This window comes from Pseudomonas sp. CFII64 (assembly GCF_000416235.1).
Lineage (GTDB): Bacteria > Pseudomonadota > Gammaproteobacteria > Pseudomonadales > Pseudomonadaceae > Aquipseudomonas.
Genome location: NZ_ATLO01000004.1, coordinates 358,281 through 375,652 on the forward strand (window position 1 = coordinate 358,281; position 17,372 = coordinate 375,652).

General features: G+C 58.8%; 14 protein-coding genes. 10 read left to right on the forward strand and 4 right to left on the reverse strand.

All coding sequences use genetic code 11. The annotated features are described in order from the left end of the window. Positions 1-205: 205 nt before the first annotated feature. The 4 genes from CFII64_RS02500 to CFII64_RS02515 form a co-directional block, all read right to left on the reverse strand. Positions 206-946: a YciK family oxidoreductase gene (locus CFII64_RS02500; RefSeq protein WP_020289180.1), complete on the reverse strand. Its 741-nt coding sequence runs from the start codon at positions 944-946 to the stop codon at positions 206-208. Between the two features lie 166 nt (positions 947-1,112). Beyond that, positions 1,113-1,784 carry an N-acetylmuramic acid 6-phosphate phosphatase MupP gene (gene mupP, locus CFII64_RS02505; RefSeq protein ID WP_020289181.1) on the reverse strand — a complete coding sequence of 224 codons (672 nt, stop codon included), beginning with the start codon at positions 1,782-1,784 and terminating at the stop codon, positions 1,113-1,115. Between the two features lie 3 nt (positions 1,785-1,787). Further along, complete coding sequence (gene ubiG / locus CFII64_RS02510) at positions 1,788-2,486, reverse strand: bifunctional 2-polyprenyl-6-hydroxyphenol methylase/3-demethylubiquinol 3-O-methyltransferase UbiG (RefSeq protein ID WP_020289182.1); 699 nt, start codon at positions 2,484-2,486, stop codon at positions 1,788-1,790. A 62-nt stretch (positions 2,487-2,548) separates the two neighbouring features. Beyond that, the gene (locus CFII64_RS02515; RefSeq protein ID WP_020289183.1) at positions 2,549-3,880 is read right to left on the reverse strand and encodes a TRZ/ATZ family hydrolase; all 1,332 of its coding nucleotides are present in this window, start codon (positions 3,878-3,880) and stop codon (positions 2,549-2,551) included. Positions 3,881-3,999: 119 nt separating this feature from the next. Between CFII64_RS02515 and mtnA the strand changes: the two genes are divergently transcribed. The 10 genes from mtnA (at position 4,000) to CFII64_RS02565 (ending at position 17,255) form a co-directional block, all read left to right on the forward strand. Continuing rightward, positions 4,000-5,076, forward strand: coding sequence for an S-methyl-5-thioribose-1-phosphate isomerase (gene mtnA / locus CFII64_RS02520; RefSeq protein ID WP_020289184.1), 1,077 nt, complete (start codon positions 4,000-4,002; stop codon positions 5,074-5,076). 305 nt (positions 5,077-5,381) lie between these two features. Next, complete coding sequence (gyrA, locus tag CFII64_RS02525) at positions 5,382-8,198, forward strand: DNA gyrase subunit A (RefSeq protein WP_020289185.1); 2,817 nt, start codon at positions 5,382-5,384, stop codon at positions 8,196-8,198. A 144-nt stretch (positions 8,199-8,342) separates the two neighbouring features. Further along, on the forward strand, positions 8,343-9,428 hold the full coding sequence (serC, locus tag CFII64_RS02530) for a 3-phosphoserine/phosphohydroxythreonine transaminase (RefSeq protein ID WP_020289186.1): 1,086 nt from the start codon (positions 8,343-8,345) through the stop codon (positions 9,426-9,428). Continuing rightward, the gene (gene pheA / locus CFII64_RS02535; protein WP_020289187.1) at positions 9,428-10,522 is read left to right on the forward strand and encodes a prephenate dehydratase; all 1,095 of its coding nucleotides are present in this window, start codon (positions 9,428-9,430) and stop codon (positions 10,520-10,522) included. Before serC ends, pheA begins: the two co-directional genes overlap by 1 nt. Before the next feature lie 11 nt (positions 10,523-10,533). Beyond that, positions 10,534-11,646, forward strand: a complete 1,113-nt coding sequence (gene hisC, locus CFII64_RS02540; protein ID WP_020289188.1) for a histidinol-phosphate transaminase — start codon at positions 10,534-10,536, stop codon at positions 11,644-11,646. A gap of 28 nt (positions 11,647-11,674) precedes the next feature. Beyond that, positions 11,675-13,882: a bifunctional prephenate dehydrogenase/3-phosphoshikimate 1-carboxyvinyltransferase gene (locus CFII64_RS02545; RefSeq protein ID WP_044901091.1), complete on the forward strand. Its 2,208-nt coding sequence runs from the start codon at positions 11,675-11,677 to the stop codon at positions 13,880-13,882. Further along, the gene (gene cmk / locus CFII64_RS02550; protein ID WP_020289190.1) at positions 13,879-14,568 is read left to right on the forward strand and encodes a (d)CMP kinase; all 690 of its coding nucleotides are present in this window, start codon (positions 13,879-13,881) and stop codon (positions 14,566-14,568) included. The genes CFII64_RS02545 and cmk overlap by 4 nt, the downstream gene beginning before the upstream one ends. A gap of 120 nt (positions 14,569-14,688) precedes the next feature. After that, positions 14,689-16,380 (forward strand): 30S ribosomal protein S1, encoded by a 1,692-nt coding sequence (gene rpsA, locus CFII64_RS02555; protein ID WP_020289191.1) that lies wholly within the window; start codon positions 14,689-14,691, stop codon positions 16,378-16,380. Positions 16,381-16,697: 317 nt separating this feature from the next. Then, complete coding sequence (ihfB, locus tag CFII64_RS02560) at positions 16,698-16,994, forward strand: integration host factor subunit beta (RefSeq protein ID WP_020289192.1); 297 nt, start codon at positions 16,698-16,700, stop codon at positions 16,992-16,994. Between the two features lie 24 nt (positions 16,995-17,018). Then, entirely contained in the window at positions 17,019-17,255 is a 237-nt protein-coding gene (locus tag CFII64_RS02565; RefSeq protein WP_020289193.1) for a lipopolysaccharide assembly protein LapA domain-containing protein, read from the forward strand. Positions 17,256-17,372 lie beyond the last annotated feature (117 nt).

The following is a 17,372-nucleotide window of genomic DNA, read 5'->3' on the forward strand; positions in this document are numbered from 1 at the left end:
CTTGGCTCGGTTAGAGCGAAACTTATGCAATCAAGTTCATTTATATATATGACTTTGAGTTCAGATAGATATTGAACCGAATTGCCAAATGCTGGTCGGCCGGCGACAGTTAAATGACAGTAAGAGTGAGCCAGATATTTGACTGGCACTTACCAGGGTAATGTGCACCCTGGCAAATGCCTGTAACCATTGTTGATCAAACAGCTTATTGGGCGTTGTAAGCCTGGCCGTTTACCCCTGTGCTGTCGGGGCCCATCAAGTACAGATAGACCGGCATGATTGCTTCCGGCGTCGGGTTGTTCAGCGGGTTTTCAGCGGGATAGGCATGGGCACGCATGCTGGTGCGGGTCGCGCCGGGGTTGATGCTGTTGGAACGCACCGCTGCGACGGTGTCGAGTTCGTCGGCGAGGGTTTGCATCAGGCCTTCAGTGGCGAACTTGGACACGCCATAAGCGCCCCAGTAAGCGCGACCCTTGCGTCCGACGCTGCTGGAGGTGAACACCACCGATGCATCCGTGGACAGTTTGAGCAGCGGCAACAGCGTGCTGGTCAGCATGAACATCGCGTTGACGTTGATCTGCATGACGCGCATGAAGTTCTCGCCGGACAACTGCTCCAGAGGCGTGCGCGGGCCGATGATCGACGCGTTGTGCAGCAGTCCGTCCAGGTGACCGAATTCAGTTTCGATCATTGCTGCCAGTTCATCGTATTGATGCGGCTGGGCAGTTTCCAGGTTGAACGGGATCACCACCGGCTGAGGATGGCCCGCCGCTTCGATTTCGTCATAGATCTGGGTCAGATTGGCTTCGGTCTTGCCCAGTAGCAGCACGGTCGCGCCGTGGGCTGCGTAGGTTCTGGCAGCCGCAGCACCGATGCCGCGACCGGCACCGGTCACAAGAATTATCCGACCAGTCAGCAGGTCAGGGCGAGGGGAGTAGTCGAACATGGGTTACCTCTTTAATTCGTACGCGACGAAATTACTCCGTTGGAGCAAGGCTGCTGCAGGACCGACTTTAGCCGGGAGGGAAATTCACGCCTTCGCGACTAAAGTCGCTCCTACGGCCGATTGGCGGGCAAGCCTCGCTCCAACGGATCCTGCATTCAAATGAGTCTCAGCACCCGCACAGTGCGTTATCCAGCACCTTGCGCAGGTCCAGCGGATGATCGACCACCACATCCGCACCCCAATGATCGGGATTGTCATGGGGATGGATATAGCCGTAACGCACCGCTGCAGTCTTGGTGCCAGCATCGCGACCGGATTCGATGTCGCGCAGGTCGTCACCGACAAACAGCACGCTGGCCGGGTCGAGGTCGAGCATCTTGCAAGCCAGGATCAGCGGTTCCGGGTGGGGTTTGCTATGGGTGACGTGATCCGGGCAGATCAGCAGCGCCGAGCGCTCCGCCAACCCAAGCTGCTCCATGATCGGCTGGGCGAAGCGCACCGGTTTGTTGGTGACCACGCCCCAGATCAGATTGGCTTTTTCGATATCCGCCAGCAGTTCGGCCATGCCATCAAACAGTTTGCTGTGGACCGCACAGTCCCGCTGGTAGCGCTCAAGAAATTCCAGACGCAGCGCCTCGAACTCTTCGGCATTGGGGGAAAGGGCGAACGCCGCCGCGACCATCGCCTTGGCGCCGCCGGAAACTTCATCACGAATCAGTTTGTCGTCTACCGCCGGCAGGCCTCGTTCCGCCAACATCGCCTGACAAATGGCGATGAAGTCCGGAGCGGTGTCGAGCAGGGTGCCGTCCATATCGAATAGAACCGCTCTCAAGCGCATGGTTTACGCCTCCCGCAGGGTCTGGATCATGTAGTTGACGTCGACATCCGCAGCCAGCTTGTAATGCTTGGTCAGCGGGTTGTACGTCAGGCCGATGATGTCCTTGACCTGCAGGCCGGCAGCCCGGCTCCAGGCGCCCAGTTCGGAAGGGCGGATGAATTTCTTGAAGTCGTGAGTGCCGCGCGGCAGCAGGCCCATGATGTATTCGGCGCCGACAATGGCGAACAGATACGCCTTGGGATTACGGTTGATGGTCGAGAAGAACACCTGGCCGCCGGGTTTGACCATGCGGAAACAGGCACGAATGACCGACGATGGGTCCGGCACGTGCTCCAGCATCTCCAGACAAGTCACTACGTCGAACTGCTCAGGCAGCTCTTCGGCCAGGTCTTCGGCGGTGATCTGCCGATATTCGACGCTGACTCCGGATTCCAGCTGGTGCAGTCGAGCCACCGCCAGAGGCGCTTCGCCCATGTCGATCCCGGTAACTGTCGCGCCGCGCAGGGCCATGGCTTCGCTGAGGATGCCGCCGCCACAGCCGACGTCGAGCACTTTCTTGCCCGCCAGATTGACGCGCTCGTCGATCCAGTTCACGCGCAGTGGATTGATATCGTGCAGCGGCTTGAATTCGCTGTTGCGATCCCACCAGCGATGGGCAAGGGCTTCGAATTTGGCGATTTCAGCGTGGTCGACGTTGCTCATGGGAAGTCCTCTCAAACTTGGAAAATCGTGTCGCCGGGCTGGCAATGGGTGTCAGCGTGGCTTTAATCGGTGTGGCCTGAAATGCGCTGGCCCCAGGCTTTGGCGGTTTCGCACAGCGCCTGTTCATCCATGCGCGTCAAGCTGCGGTTTGCCAGCAGCTGCTTGCCAGCCACCCAGACATGGCTCACGCAGTCGCGGCCGGTGGCATATATAAGCTGCGATACCGGATCGTAAATCGGTTGCTGGGCCAGGCCGCTCAGATCGAAGGCGACGATATCGGCCGCCTTGCCAATCTCCAGCGAACCGGTGACCTGCGCAATGCCCAACGCACGCGCGCCATTCAGAGTCGCCATGCGCAAGGCGCGATGGGCGTCCAGCGCCGTGGCAGAGCCCGCGACCGCTTTGGCCAATAACGCTGCGGTGCGTGTTTCGCCCAGCAAATCCAGATCGTTGTTGCTGGCCGCACCATCGGTGCCTACTGCTACATTGACGCCAGCCTGCCACAGACGTTCGACCGGGCAGAAGCCGCTGGCCAGTTTCAGGTTCGACTCAGGGCAATGAATGACGCTGGAGTTGCTTTCTACCAGCAAAGCCAGGTCTTCATCGCTGATTTGCGTCATGTGCACGGCCTGAAAGCGCGGCCCGAGCATGCCCAGGCGACTCAGGCGGGCCAGCGGCCGCTCGCCGCTCAGCTCAACAGCTTGCCCGACTTCAAAGGCCGTTTCGTGAACGTGCATCTGAATCATCGCGTCGAGTTCATCAGCAATGACCCGGATCTTCTCCAGGTTGTCATCGCCGATGGTGTATGGCGCGTGGGGGCCGAATGCGACTGTTATGCGCGGATGATGGATCAGGTCGTTGAACAGCTCGACGCCGGTGTGCAGCGCTTCGTCGGTGGTGCGGGCGCCGGGAATCGGGAAATCCAGCACCGGTACGGTAATTTGCGCACGCATGCCGCTGACATGCACGCGATCGGCGGCAACTTTCGGGAAGAAGTACATGTCCGAAAAACAGGTGATGCCACCTTTTATCTGCTCGGCAATCGCCAGGTCGGTGCCGTCGCGGACAAAGTCTTCGTCGACCCATTTACCTTCGGCGGGCCAGATGTGTTCTTCCAGCCACGTCATCAACGGCAAATCGTCGGCCAGGCCACGAAACAACGTCATCGCCGCGTGGCCGTGGGCGTTGATCAGGCCAGGGCTGAGCAATATGCCCGGCAACTCCAGGGTTTCCAGCGTCGCTTGCCTGATCGCTTCGGCGCGTGGACCGATATAGACGATACAGCCGTCACGAATACCCAGGCCGTGCTCCTTGAGCACCACGCCGGCAGGTTCGACCGGCACCAGCCAGGTGGGCAGGAGCAGGAGATCGAGAGGCGCTGAAGGGTTGGGCATGACGGGTTTTCCAGAGCTTATTGCAGGGACGGCGAAGTATACCCGAGCGTCTTCGCAGGCGGCTCGCTATAATCGGCGGCTTTTGGTGTCCGGCATTGGTTTTTAGTATGGGGTGTGCAATGCGCGATCGACTTATGGCTGCGGAGAAGGTGAAAGCCATCGATTGGCGGGATGACGCTCTTCATCTGCTGGATCAGCGGGTGCTGCCGTTCCAGGAAATCTGGCTGGCCTATACCTGTGCCGCGGGAGTCGCCGAGGCGATTCGTTCGATGGTGGTACGCGGCGCGCCGGCAATTGGTATCAGCGCCGCCTATGGCGTGGTGTTGGGCGCGCGCGCGCGGATTGCGGCGGGCGGCGATTGGGTGGCTGCGCTAGAGGAAGATTTCCAGGTGCTGGCGGATTCGCGCCCCACGGCAGTCAATCTGTTCTGGGCGCTGAACCGCATGCGTGACCGGCTGCAGCGCGTCAAGCACAGCGATGATGCGTTGCAGGCACTGGAAGCCGAGGCGGTGGCGATTCACCTGAGTGATCGGGAAGCCAACCTGACCATGGCGCAATTGGGCGCCGACCTGATCCGCAAGCATCAAGGCAATCTGCAGACCGTGCTGACTCACTGCAATACCGGCGCACTGGCCACCGGTGGTTTCGGTACGGCCCTGGGCGTGATCCGCGCGGCATACCTGGAAGGCATGATCGAACGGGTCTACGCCGATGAAACCCGGCCATGGTTGCAAGGCTCGCGACTCACCGCCTGGGAACTGGCCAACGAAGGCATTCCGGTAACGCTCAACGCCGATTCGGCCGCGGCGCACCTGATGCGCACCAAAGGTATCACCTGGGTGATTGTCGGCGCGGACCGGATCACCGCCAACGGCGACGTGGCAAACAAGATCGGCACCTACCAACTGGCCGTCGCCGCCATGCATCACGGCGTGCGCTTCATGGTCGTTGCCCCGAGTTCGACCATCGACATGGACACCGCCAGCGGCGAAGACATCGTCATCGAAGAGCGCGACGGTCGCGAACTGCTGGAAATCGGCGGGCAACGGGTCGGTGCGGATGTCGATGCGTTCAATCCGGTGTTTGATGTGACCCCGGCTGATCTGATTGACGCGATCGTGACTGAAAAGGGCATCGTCGAGCGCCCGGATGCCGCGAAAATGACTCAATTGATGTGTCGCAAACGCCTGCATTGAGTGCTTTGTTGCGCGATCAGTCGTTTGTCTTGAGTGGGCTATGCGGTCCTGTAAGCGTTTCTCAGGCGTCTTACAGTAGCGTGGCTCATTTTCAGGGCTTTCAAAGGATAGGTGCGTAGCGGCGTTTGTGGTAACATCCGGCGGTTTCCAAGGGCGCTATTCGTAGCCGCCCTTACTGCGCAGATCCAGAGCTTAACTCGTTGATTTGTCGTAAGTCGTTGCCAGGCAAATGCCAGCAGCGGCGAGCTTCGTTCGTCCCGCATGGATGTGACGAAGTTTCACCAGAAAAAGGAATCAGGCTTCTCATGGGCGAACTGGCCAAAGAAATCCTCCCGGTCAATATCGAAGACGAGCTGAAACAGTCCTACCTTGACTACGCGATGAGCGTGATCGTCGGTCGGGCACTGCCGGATGCGCGCGATGGCTTGAAGCCCGTGCACCGACGTGTGCTGTTCGCGATGAGCGAGCTGGGTAACGACTGGAACAAGCCGTACAAGAAATCCGCCCGTGTGGTCGGTGACGTTATCGGTAAGTACCACCCGCACGGCGACACTGCTGTCTACGACACCATCGTCCGGATGGCGCAGCCGTTCTCGCTGCGCTACCTGCTGGTAGACGGTCAGGGCAACTTCGGTTCGGTGGACGGCGACAACGCCGCCGCCATGCGATACACCGAAGTGCGCATGACCAAGCTGGCGCACGAACTGCTGGCCGACCTGCACAAGGAAACCGTGGATTGGGTGCCGAACTACGACGGCACGGAAATGATCCCAGCGGTCATGCCGACCCGGATTCCCAACCTGCTGGTCAACGGCTCCAGCGGTATTGCCGTGGGCATGGCGACCAACATTCCGCCGCATAACCTCGGTGAAGTCATCGACGGTTGCCTGGCGCTCATCGACAACCCCGAGTTGACTATCGATGAGTTGATGCAATACATCCCGGGCCCCGACTTCCCGACAGCCGCGATCATCAACGGTCGCGCCGGCATCGTCGAAGCCTATCGCACCGGTCGTGGCCGCATTTACATGCGCGCCCGCTCGATGGTGGAGGACATCGACAAGGTCGGTGGCCGCCAGCAGATCGTCATCACCGAACTGCCGTACCAGCTGAACAAAGCCCGCCTGATCGAGAAGATCGCCGAGCTGGTTAAAGAGAAGAAACTCGAAGGCATCACTGAACTGCGCGACGAATCCGACAAAGACGGTATGCGTGTCGTGATCGAGCTGCGTCGTGGCGAAGTGCCTGAGGTCATCCTCAACAACCTTTATGCCCAGACCCAGCTGCAGGCCGTGTTCGGCATCAACATCGTTGCGCTGATCGATGGTCGTCCGCGAATCCTGAACCTCAAGGATCTGCTCGAAGCCTTCGTCCGTCACCGCCGCGAAGTGGTTACCCGGCGTACCGTTTTCGAGCTGCGCAAAGCCCGTGAACGTGGGCATTTGCTCGAAGGCCAGGCGGTTGCCCTGTCGAACATCGACCCGGTCATTGCCCTGATCAAGGCCTCGCCGACACCGGCCGAAGCCAAGATCGGGCTGATTTCCACCGCCTGGGAATCCAGCGCTGTAGTGGAAATGGTCGAGCGCGCCGGTGCCGATTCATGCCGCCCGGACAACCTTGACCCGCAATATGGCCTGCGTGACGGCAAGTATTTCCTGTCGCCGGAGCAGGCTCAGGCGATTCTGGAACTGCGTCTGCACCGCCTGACCGGTCTGGAACACGAAAAACTGCTGACTGAATACCAGGAAATCCTGGCCCAGATCGGCGAACTGCTGCGCATCCTCAACAGCGCCACGCGTCTGATGGAAGTCATCCGCGAAGAGCTGGAGCTGATCCGCGCCGAATACGGCGACGTGCGCCGCACCGAGATTCTCGATGCGCGCCTGGATCTGACCCTGGGTGACCTGATCACCGAAGAAGAGCGCGTCGTCACCATTTCCCACGGCGGCTATGCCAAGACCCAGCCATTGGCGGTCTATCAGGCGCAGCGTCGCGGCGGCAAAGGCAAATCGGCGACCGGCGTCAAGGATGAGGACTACATCGCTCACCTGCTGGTTGCCAACAGTCACACCACGCTGCTGATGTTCTCCAGCAAAGGCAAGGTGTACTGGCTCAAGACTTACGAAATCCCGGAAGCATCCCGCGCTGCGCGCGGGCGTCCGCTGGTCAACCTGCTGCCGCTCAGCGAAGGTGAATACATCACCACCATGCTGCCGGTAGACCTGGAAGCCATGCGCAAGCGTGCTGACGAGGAAGAAGGCGACGTCATCGAAGGCGAAATCGACGACGCCGACACCAACGAAGCAAGCACCGAAACCGAAGAAGAGCGCAAGGCGCGTATCAAGGCTGCAGACAAGAAGAAGGCACCGTTCATCTTCATGTCCACCGCCAACGGCACCGTCAAGAAAACTCCGCTGGTGGCTTTCAGCCGTCAACGTAGCGTCGGCCTCATCGCGCTGGAGCTGGACGAAGGCGACATCCTGATCTCCGCGGCCATTACCGATGGCGAGCAGGAAATCATGTTGTTCTCCGATGGCGGCAAGGTGACGCGCTTCAAGGAATCCGACGTTCGCGCCATGGGCCGTACCGCTCGCGGTGTGCGCGGCATGCGTCTGCCGGAAGGGCAGAAGCTGATTTCCATGCTGATCCCGGAAGAAGGCAGCGAGATTCTCACTGCTTCGGAACGTGGTTTCGGCAAGCGCACGGCGATTTCCGAGTTCCCTGAATACAAGCGTGGCGGTCAGGGCGTTATCGCCATGGTCAGCAACGAACGTAACGGCCGCCTGGTCGGTGCGGTTCAAGTGCTCGACGGCGAGGAAATCATGCTGATTTCCGATCAGGGCACGCTGGTTCGTACCCGTGTCGACGAAGTTTCCAGCCTGGGCCGTAATACCCAGGGCGTCACGTTGATCAAGCTGGCCAGCGACGAAAAACTGGTAGGTCTGGAGCGCGTGCAGGAACCTTCGGAAGTCGAAGGCGAAGAACTCGAAGGCGTTGAGCTGGACGGTGAAGAGCTGGAAGGCGACGCTATTGAGGGCGAAATGCTCGATATCGCTGAAGGCGATGCTGGCGACGAGCTGCAAGCCGACGCCGCGCCGGACGACGAAGAACCGCAGAGCTGATCTGATGTGTAAATAGCAGGAAGCCCAAGGGTTTCCTGCAGGAGTTGCCGAAGGCTGCGACCGGTTCAAAACCGTTCGCAGCCTTCGGCACTTCCAACTTCAAATGACCCAAGCCTGAGAAATCAGCGCGTAGTGAGAGTGGATATGAGCAAGCGAGCCTTTAACTTCTGCGCAGGTCCTGCTGCGCTACCTGAAGCTGTTCTGCTGCGTGCCCAGGCGGAACTGCTGGACTGGCATGGCAAAGGCCTGTCCGTCATGGAAATGAGTCATCGCAGCGATGAATTCACCTCCATTGCCAACAAGGCCGAGCAGGATCTGCGCGACCTTCTGACGATTCCCTCAAACTACAAAGTATTGTTCCTGCAAGGCGGCGCCAGCCAGCAGTTCGCCCAAATTGCACTGAACCTGCTGCCTGAAGAAGGCACCGCCGACTATATCGACACCGGTATCTGGTCGCAGAAAGCCATCGAAGAAGCCTCGCGTTACGGCCACGTCAACGTCGCCGCGACCGCCAAGCCCTACGACTATTTCGCGATTCCCGGTCAGAACGAATGGCAGTTGTCCAAAGACGCGGCCTACGTGCATTACGCGCCCAACGAAACCATTGGCGGTCTGGAATTCAGCTGGATTCCGGAAACGGGCGACGTGCCGCTGATTGCCGACATGTCTTCGGACATCCTTTCGCGTCCGCTGGATATCTCCCGTTTCGGCATGATCTACGCCGGCGCGCAGAAAAACATCGGCCCGAGCGGCCTGGTGGTGGTGATCATTCGCGAGGACCTGCTGGGTCGCGCGCGTTCGCTGTGCCCGACCATGCTCAATTACAAAGTCGCGGCCGACAATGGCTCGATGTACAACACGCCGCCGACCCTGTCCTGGTACCTGTCCGGTCTGGTGTTCGAATGGCTGAAAGAGCAGGGCGGCGTTGAGGCCATCGGCAAACTCAATGAAGCCAAGCAGCGCATGCTGTATGACTTCATTGATGCCAGCGGCCTGTACAGCAACCCGATCAACAAGTCTGATCGCTCGTGGATGAACGTGCCGTTCCGGCTTGCCGATGATCGTCTGGACAAGCCGTTCCTGGCCGGTGCCGACGCTCGCGGGCTGCTCAATCTCAAGGGTCACCGCTCGGTCGGTGGCATGCGTGCCTCTATCTATAATGCCGTGGACATCACCGCCGTCAACGCGCTGGTTTCCTACATGGCAGAGTTCGAGAAGGAACACGGCTAATGTCCGAACAAGAACTCAAGGCGCTGCGGGTCCGCATCGACAGCCTGGATGAAAAAGTCCTGGAGTTGATCAGCGAGCGCGCGCGCTGCGCGCAGGAAGTGGCGCGGGTCAAGATGTCGACCCTGGCTGAAGGCGAAGTGCCGGTGTTCTATCGCCCGGAGCGTGAAGCCCAGGTGCTCAAACGTGTCATGGACCGCAATCGCGGTCCGCTGAGCAACGAAGAGATGGCGCGGCTGTTTCGCGAAATCATGTCGTCGTGTCTGGCCCTGGAGCAACCCCTGAAGGTGGCTTATCTGGGCCCCGAAGGCACGTTTACCCAGGCCGCTGCGATCAAGCACTTCGGCAACGCGGTGATCAGCCTGCCAATGGCGGCCATTGACGAAGTGTTCCGTGAAGTCGTCGCGGGTGCGGTGAATTTCGGCGTGGTTCCGGTGGAAAACTCCACCGAAGGCGCGGTCAACCATACGCTGGACAGCTTTCTCGAACACGACATGGTCATCTGTGGCGAAGTCGAATTGCGCATTCACCACCACCTGCTGGTTGGCGAAAGCACCAAGACTGAAAGCATCAGCCGCATCTATTCCCATGCCCAGTCGCTGGCGCAGTGCCGCAAGTGGCTGGACGCGCGCTACCCGAACGTCGAGCGCGTCGCTGTCGCCAGCAACGCCGAAGCGGCCAAGCGGGTCAAGGGCGAGTGGAACTCGGCTGCCATTGCTGGCGATATGGCTGCTGGCCTGTATGGCTTGACCCGTCTGGCAGAAAAAATCGAAGACCGCCCGGACAACTCCACCCGGTTCCTGATCATCGGCAGCCAGGAAGTCCCGCCGACCGGCGACGACAAGACCTCGATCATCGTGTCGATGAGCAACAAGCCCGGCGCGCTGCATGAGCTGCTGGTGCCGTTTCATCAAAACGGGATCGACCTGACGCGCATCGAGACGCGGCCTTCGCGCAGCGGTAAATGGACCTACGTGTTCTTTATCGATTTCGTCGGCCACCATCGCGATCCGTTGGTCAAGGCCGTGCTGGAACAGATCAGTCAAGAAGCCGTGGCGCTCAAGGTGCTGGGTTCCTACCCGAAAGCCGTTCTTTAAAGGGGCCAGCCATGACTGCCGACTTCCTCGCCCTGGCCCAGCCAGGCGTGCAAAAACTTTCGCCTTACGTTCCGGGCAAGCCCGTGGACGAACTGGCGCGTGAGCTGGGTATCGACCCGGCGCACATCATCAAGCTGGCGAGCAATGAAAACCCGCTGGGTGCCAGCCCTAAAGCATTGGCCGCCATTCGTGATGAACTGGCCGAGCTGACCCGCTATCCCGATGGCAACGGCTTTGAGCTGAAGAAGCGTCTTGCCGAGCGCTGCCGGGTGCAAGCCAGTCAAGTCACGCTGGGCAATGGCTCCAACGATATCCTTGAGCTGGTCGCCCGGGCTTATCTGGCGCCGGGCCTCAATGCGGTGTTCAGCGAATTTGCCTTCGCCATCTATCCCATCGTGACCCAGGCGGTTGGTGCAGATGCCCACGTCGCACCGGCTAAAGACTGGGGCCACGATCTGCCTGCAATGCTGGCGGCTATCGACAGCAACACGCGTGTGGTTTTCATCGCCAATCCGAACAACCCGACCGGGACCTGGTTCGGCCCGGATGCCTTGAACACGTTCCTCGCTGCAGTGCCCAGGCATGTGCTGGTGGTATTGGACGAGGCCTATATCGAATACGCCCAGGGCGCGCAATTGCCTGATGGCCTGAATTACCTGGCCGATTTTCCGAACCTGCTGGTGTCGCGCACTTTCTCCAAAGCCTATGGCCTGGCGTCGTTGCGGGTCGGTTATGGCCTGTCCTCGCCAGCCGTTGCCGACGTCCTCAATCGAGTGCGTCAGCCGTTCAACGTCAACAGCTTCGCGCTGGCGGCCGCGTGCGCTGCGCTGGATGACGTCGAATACGTCACCAAAAGCCGCCAGTTGAACGAAGTGGGCATGGAGCAACTGGAAGGCGGCCTGCGTTTGCTGGGCCTGGACTGGATTCCCTCCAAAGGCAATTTCATCGCCGTGGATCTGGGACGTGAAAGCGCGTCTGTTTATGAAGGCTTGCTCCGCGAGGGCGTGATCGTGCGGCCGGTTGGCGGCTATGGCATGCCCAATCACTTGCGTGTCAGCATCGGTCTGCCCCAGGAAAACACCCGTTTCCTTGAAGCGCTGAGCAAGGTTCTGGCGCGTGATTGATGTCATCTCAATGCAACCTGCCCGGCCTATGATCGGCCGCCTGGTAGTCGTGGGTCTGGGTTTGATCGGCGGCTCGTTTGCCAAAGGTTTACGCGAAAGCGGGTTGTGCGGCGAAGTGGTCGGTGTCGATCTCGATCCTCAATCGCGCAAGCTGGCGGTGGAGCTGGGTGTGGTTGATCGCTGTGAAGAAGATCTGGCAATTGCCTGTCGCGGTGCCGATGTCATCCAGCTTGCGGTGCCGATTCTGGCCATGGAAAAAATGCTCGCGTTGCTGGCCACTTTCGAGCTTGGCAATGCCGTGTTGACCGATGTGGGCAGCGCCAAGGGTAACGTCGTGCGGGCTGCGACCAAGGCGTTTGGCGGCATGCCTTCGCGCTTCGTGCCGGGGCATCCGATTGCGGGTTCGGAGCAGAGTGGCGTGGAAGCGTCCAATGCACAGTTATTCAAGCGCCACAAAGTGATCCTGACACCGCTGGCCGAAACTGATCCACAAGCCTTGGCGCTGGTTGATCGGTTGTGGTCCGAGCTGGGTGCCGATGTCGAGCACATGCAGGTCGAACGTCACGATGAAGTGCTGGCCGCGACCAGTCATCTGCCGCATTTGCTGGCGTTTGGTTTGGTGGATTCATTGGCCAAACGCAATGAAAATCTGGATATCTTCCGCTATGCCGCCGGTGGTTTTCGCGATTTTACGCGCATTGCCGGCAGCGACCCGGTGATGTGGCATGACATCTTCCTCGCCAATCGCGAAGCGGTTTTACGGACGCTGGATACGTTTCGCAGTGACCTGGATGCGTTGCGCGACGCGGTCGATGCGGGCGACGGGCATCAATTGCTGGGCGTGTTCACCCGTGCTCGAGTGGCGCGCGAACATTTCGGCAAGATCCTCGCGCGCCGCGCCTATGTCGACGAAACACCGGCGAGCGATCTGGTGTTTGTCGCCAGTCCGGGCGGTAGCGTTCATGGGCGTATTCGGGTGCCAGGCGACAAGTCGATTTCCCATCGCTCGATCATGTTGGGGTCCCTGGCTGATGGCATCACCGAGGTCGAAGGTTTCCTCGAAGGCGAAGATGCACTGGCGACGTTACAGGCCTTTCGCGACATGGGCGTGGTGATCGAAGGTCCTCATCACGGCCGCGTGGTCATTCACGGGGTTGGCCTGCACGGCCTGAAAGCTGCGCCGGGTCCGCTGTATCTGGGTAACTCCGGGACATCAATGCGTTTGCTGGCCGGTTTGCTCGCTGCTCAGGATTTCGACAGCACGCTGACCGGAGACGCCTCGTTGTCCCGGCGTCCCATGAGTCGGGTTGCCGATCCTTTACGGCAGATGGGTGCTGTCATCGAAACGGCTGCTGAAGGTCGTCCGCCAATCACGATTCGTGGCGGGCAGTCGCTCAAAGGCCTGACCTACGACATGCCGATGGCCAGCGCTCAGGTCAAGTCCTGTTTGCTGCTGGCGGGTCTGTATGCAGAGGGCAAGACGTGCGTGATCGAGCCCGCGCCGACTCGCGACCACACCGAGCGAATGCTGCGTGGTTTCGGCTATGCGGTCAGCGTCGACGGTCCAATGGTCTCTGTCGAGTCAGGCGCAGGATTGACGGCTACCCGGATTGAAGTGCCGGCAGACATTTCTTCGGCGGCATTTTTTATGGTCGCGGCCTCGATTTGCGAAGGGGCCGATCTGCTGCTTGAACACGTTGGCATCAATCCGACCCGTAGCGGCGTGATCCAGATCCTGCGTTTGATGGGGGCGGATATCACCCTGGAAAACCCGCGTGAAGTGGGCGGGGAGCCGGTGGCGGACCTGCGCGTGCGCTCGGCGAAACTTAAAGGTATTGAAATACCCGAGGCACTGGTGCCTTTGGCAATAGACGAATTCCCGGTTTTATTCGTTGCAGCGGCCTGTGCAGAAGGGCGTACTATCTTGCGCGGCGCACAGGAGTTGCGGGTTAAAGAGTCGGACCGTATCCAGGTCATGGCCGATGGTCTGCTGGCGCTTGGTGTCAGCGTTCAAGCTGTGCCGGACGGGATTATCATTGACGCGAGTCAGATGGGTGGCGGCGTAGTGAATGCCCATGGCGACCATCGTATCGCCATGGCTTTCAGCGTTGCGTCACTGCGGGCCTCGGCCCCGATTCACATTCATGATTGCGCGAACGTCGCTACGTCGTTCCCAAATTTTCTCGCGCTTTGCGCTCAAGTCGGCATGCGCGTAGTGCAAGAGGGACAGCTGTGAAGATTAAAGCACCGGTTATCACCATCGACGGACCAAGCGGTTCAGGTAAAGGCACAGTTGCCGGTTTGTTGGCCAAGCGGCTGGGATGGTGCCTGCTGGACTCCGGCGCGCTGTACCGTTTGCTGGCGTTCGCCGCCCGCAATCATGGCGTCGACCTGACCAACGAAGAAGCCTTGAAACTGCTGGCCGCGCACCTCGACGTGCAATTCGAAGCCGGACCTGGCGGTCAGGGGCAACGCATCATCCTCGAAGGCGAGGACGTTACCCATTCGATTCGTAATGAACAGATTGGCAGTGGCGCTTCCCAGGTCGCTTCATTGCCGGCAGTGCGCGATGCCTTGTTGCAGCGTCAGCGGGCGTTTCAGGAAGAGCCGGGCCTTGTCGCAGACGGACGCGACATGGGTACGGTAGTGTTTCCAGACGCGCCGCTGAAGATTTTTCTGACTGCCAGCGCCGAGGAACGTGCCCGACGTCGTTACTTGCAGTTGAAGGCCAAGGGCGATGATGTTAGTCTGTCGAGTCTGCTAGATGAGATATGTGCACGCGACGAGCGTGACACCCAGCGAGCGGTAGCGCCGCTCAAGCCGGCGCATGACGCCATACAGCTGGATTCCACGGAATTATCCATCGAGCAGGTGTTGGAACGCATCATGAGTGAAATCGCGCTTCGCGATATCGCCGGATGACAAAGAAGCGTGTGGGAGACCAGTCGAGTCCCGCAGGCTTTCTTTTACTTGAACGAAACCCACGTTGTCTGGAATGTGGCAGATGGGCGTATTCTTCGCCCTTGATCAACAGGAATTAAAATGAGCGAAAGCTTTGCAGAACTTTTTGAAGAAAGCCTAAAGACCCTCAACCTTCAGGCCGGTTCGATCATCACCGCGATCATCGTTGATATCGATTACCAGGCTGGATGGGTGACGGTTCACGCCGGTCTCAAATCTGAAGGCCTCATCCCGCTGGAGCAGTTCCACAACGACGCTGGCGAGCTGACCATCAAGATCGGCGACGAAGTTCACGTTGCTCTTGACGCGGTCGAAGACGGCTTTGGCGAAACCAAGCTGTCCCGCGAAAAAGCCAAGCGTGCCGAGTGCTGGATCGTTCTGGAAGCGGCTTTCGCAGCTGAAGAAGTGGTCAAGGGCGTTATCAACGGTAAGGTTAAAGGCGGCTTCACTGTCGACGTTAACGGCATCCGTGCGTTCCTGCCAGGTTCTTTGGTTGACGTCCGCCCTGTGCGTGACACGACTCACCTGGAAGGCAAAGAGCTCGAGTTCAAGGTCATCAAGCTCGACCAGAAGCGCAACAACGTTGTCGTTTCCCGTCGCAGCGTCCTCGAAGCCGAGAACAGTGCCGAGCGCGAAGCTCTGCTCGAGTCCTTGCAGGAAGGCCAACAAGTCAAAGGTATCGTCAAGAACCTCACGGATTACGGCGCATTCGTCGATCTGGGTGGCGTCGATGGCCTGCTGCACATCACCGACATGGCCTGGAAGCGCATCAAGCATCCATCGGAAATCGTCAATGTTGGCGATGAGATCGATGTAAAAGTCCTGAAGTACGATCGCGAACGCAATCGTGTTTCCCTGGGCCTGAAGCAACTGGGCGAAGACCCATGGGTTGCTATCAAAGCTCGTTACCCGGAAGGCACTCGCGTAACTGCCCGTGTCACCAACCTGACCGACTACGGCTGCTTCGCAGAGCTGGAAGAAGGCGTGGAAGGCCTGGTACACGTTTCCGAAATGGACTGGACCAACAAGAACATCCACCCTTCGAAAGTCGTTCAAGTCGGCGACGAAGTGGAAGTTATGGTTCTGGACATCGACGAAGAGCGTCGTCGTATCTCCCTCGGCATCAAGCAGTGCAAATCTAACCCATGGGAAGATTTCTCTGGCCAGTTCAACAAGGGCGATAAAATCTCCGGCACCATCAAGTCGATCACCGATTTCGGTATCTTCATTGGTCTGGACGGCGGCATCGACGGCCTGGTTCACCTGTCCGACATCTCCTGGAACGAAGTGGGCGAAGAAGCCGTACGTCGTTTCAAGAAGGGCGACGAGCTCGACACCGTTATCCTGTCTGTAGATCCAGAGCGCGAGCGTATTTCGCTGGGTATCAAGCAGCTGGAAAGCGATCCGTTCTCCGAGTACGTCACTGTCAATGACAAAGGCGCAATCGTCCGCGGTATCGTTAAAGAAGTTGACGCCAAAGGCGCCATCATCACTCTGGCCGACGACATCGAAGCTACCCTCAAAGCCTCCGAAATCAGCCGTGACCGCGTTGAAGACGCGCGTAACGTTCTGAAAGAAGGCGAAGAGATCGAAGCCAAGATCATCAGCGTTGACCGCAAGAGCCGCGTGATCAGCTTGTCCATCAAGTCGAAAGACGTTGAAGACGAGAAAGAAGCGATCCAAAGCCTGCGTAGCAAGCCAGAAACTGCAGAGAGCACCGGTCCTACCACTATTGGTGACCTGCTTCGCGCACAAATGGAAAAACAGAACTAAGTTCTGATTGACCATTAAAAAGGGCGACTTCGGTCGCCCTTTTTTGTGGGCGAGATTTGAGCTTAAGCTCCTGACGCTTCGACAGGCAGCTTGATCGTCAGCAGCCGGATAACCTGGCTTTCTCTAACGTTTTCGCCTTGGAGAGCCTTCGGGGCGCTTCCAGGTCTCGAGCCTTGCCCACGCTCATTCAGCGGCAACAGATGTTTTCCGAACAGTAATAGACTCACATAAGTCAATACTTGGGCTGTTCAAATCGATCCGGTCATGCTAAAACCTTCGGAGCGCTGATCTAGCTGCTTGAAAAAGAAGGGAAAAATATGACGAAGTCGGAGTTGATCGAACGAATTGTCACCCATCAAGGGCTGCTCTCATCCAAAGATGTGGAGCTGGCCATCAAGACCATGCTTGAACAAATGTCCCAGTGCCTGGCCACCGGCGACCGTATTGAGATACGGGGCTTTGGCAGCTTCTCTTTGCACTATCGAGCTCCGCGTGTGGGTCGTAACCCAAAAACCGGCCAGTCGGTTACGCTGGATGGCAAATTTGTTCCGCACTTCAAGCCAGGCAAAGAACTGCGCGACCGCGTCAATGAAGACGAAGAAGAAGGCCTCTAGGCCTTCAGAACGGAGAATAGATACATGCAGATTCTTGTACGTGCTCTGCTGGGCGTCGTCGCCTTGGCCGTAGTCGCGACCACGATTATTTTTATCCTCGAAAATCAGCAGCCTGTTTCGCTGGCGTTTTTAGGATGGTCGGCTCCGCAACTCTCCCTCTCTGTACCGATAATCCTCGCGCTTCTGGTCGGAATGCTCATTGGTCCGGTTTTGTCATGGGCAATGGGTCTGCGAAAAAAACGCAAGGTGGGGGCGCTTTAGCTGCCTTGTTCAAGCACTCCGCAATCTGCGATGGCGGATTCCGAAATCTCGGAACCTTCGAAGATGTCTCCGGGCTGTCCTTCATCTGCGGACAGGATCGGAAACCCGGTCAACATT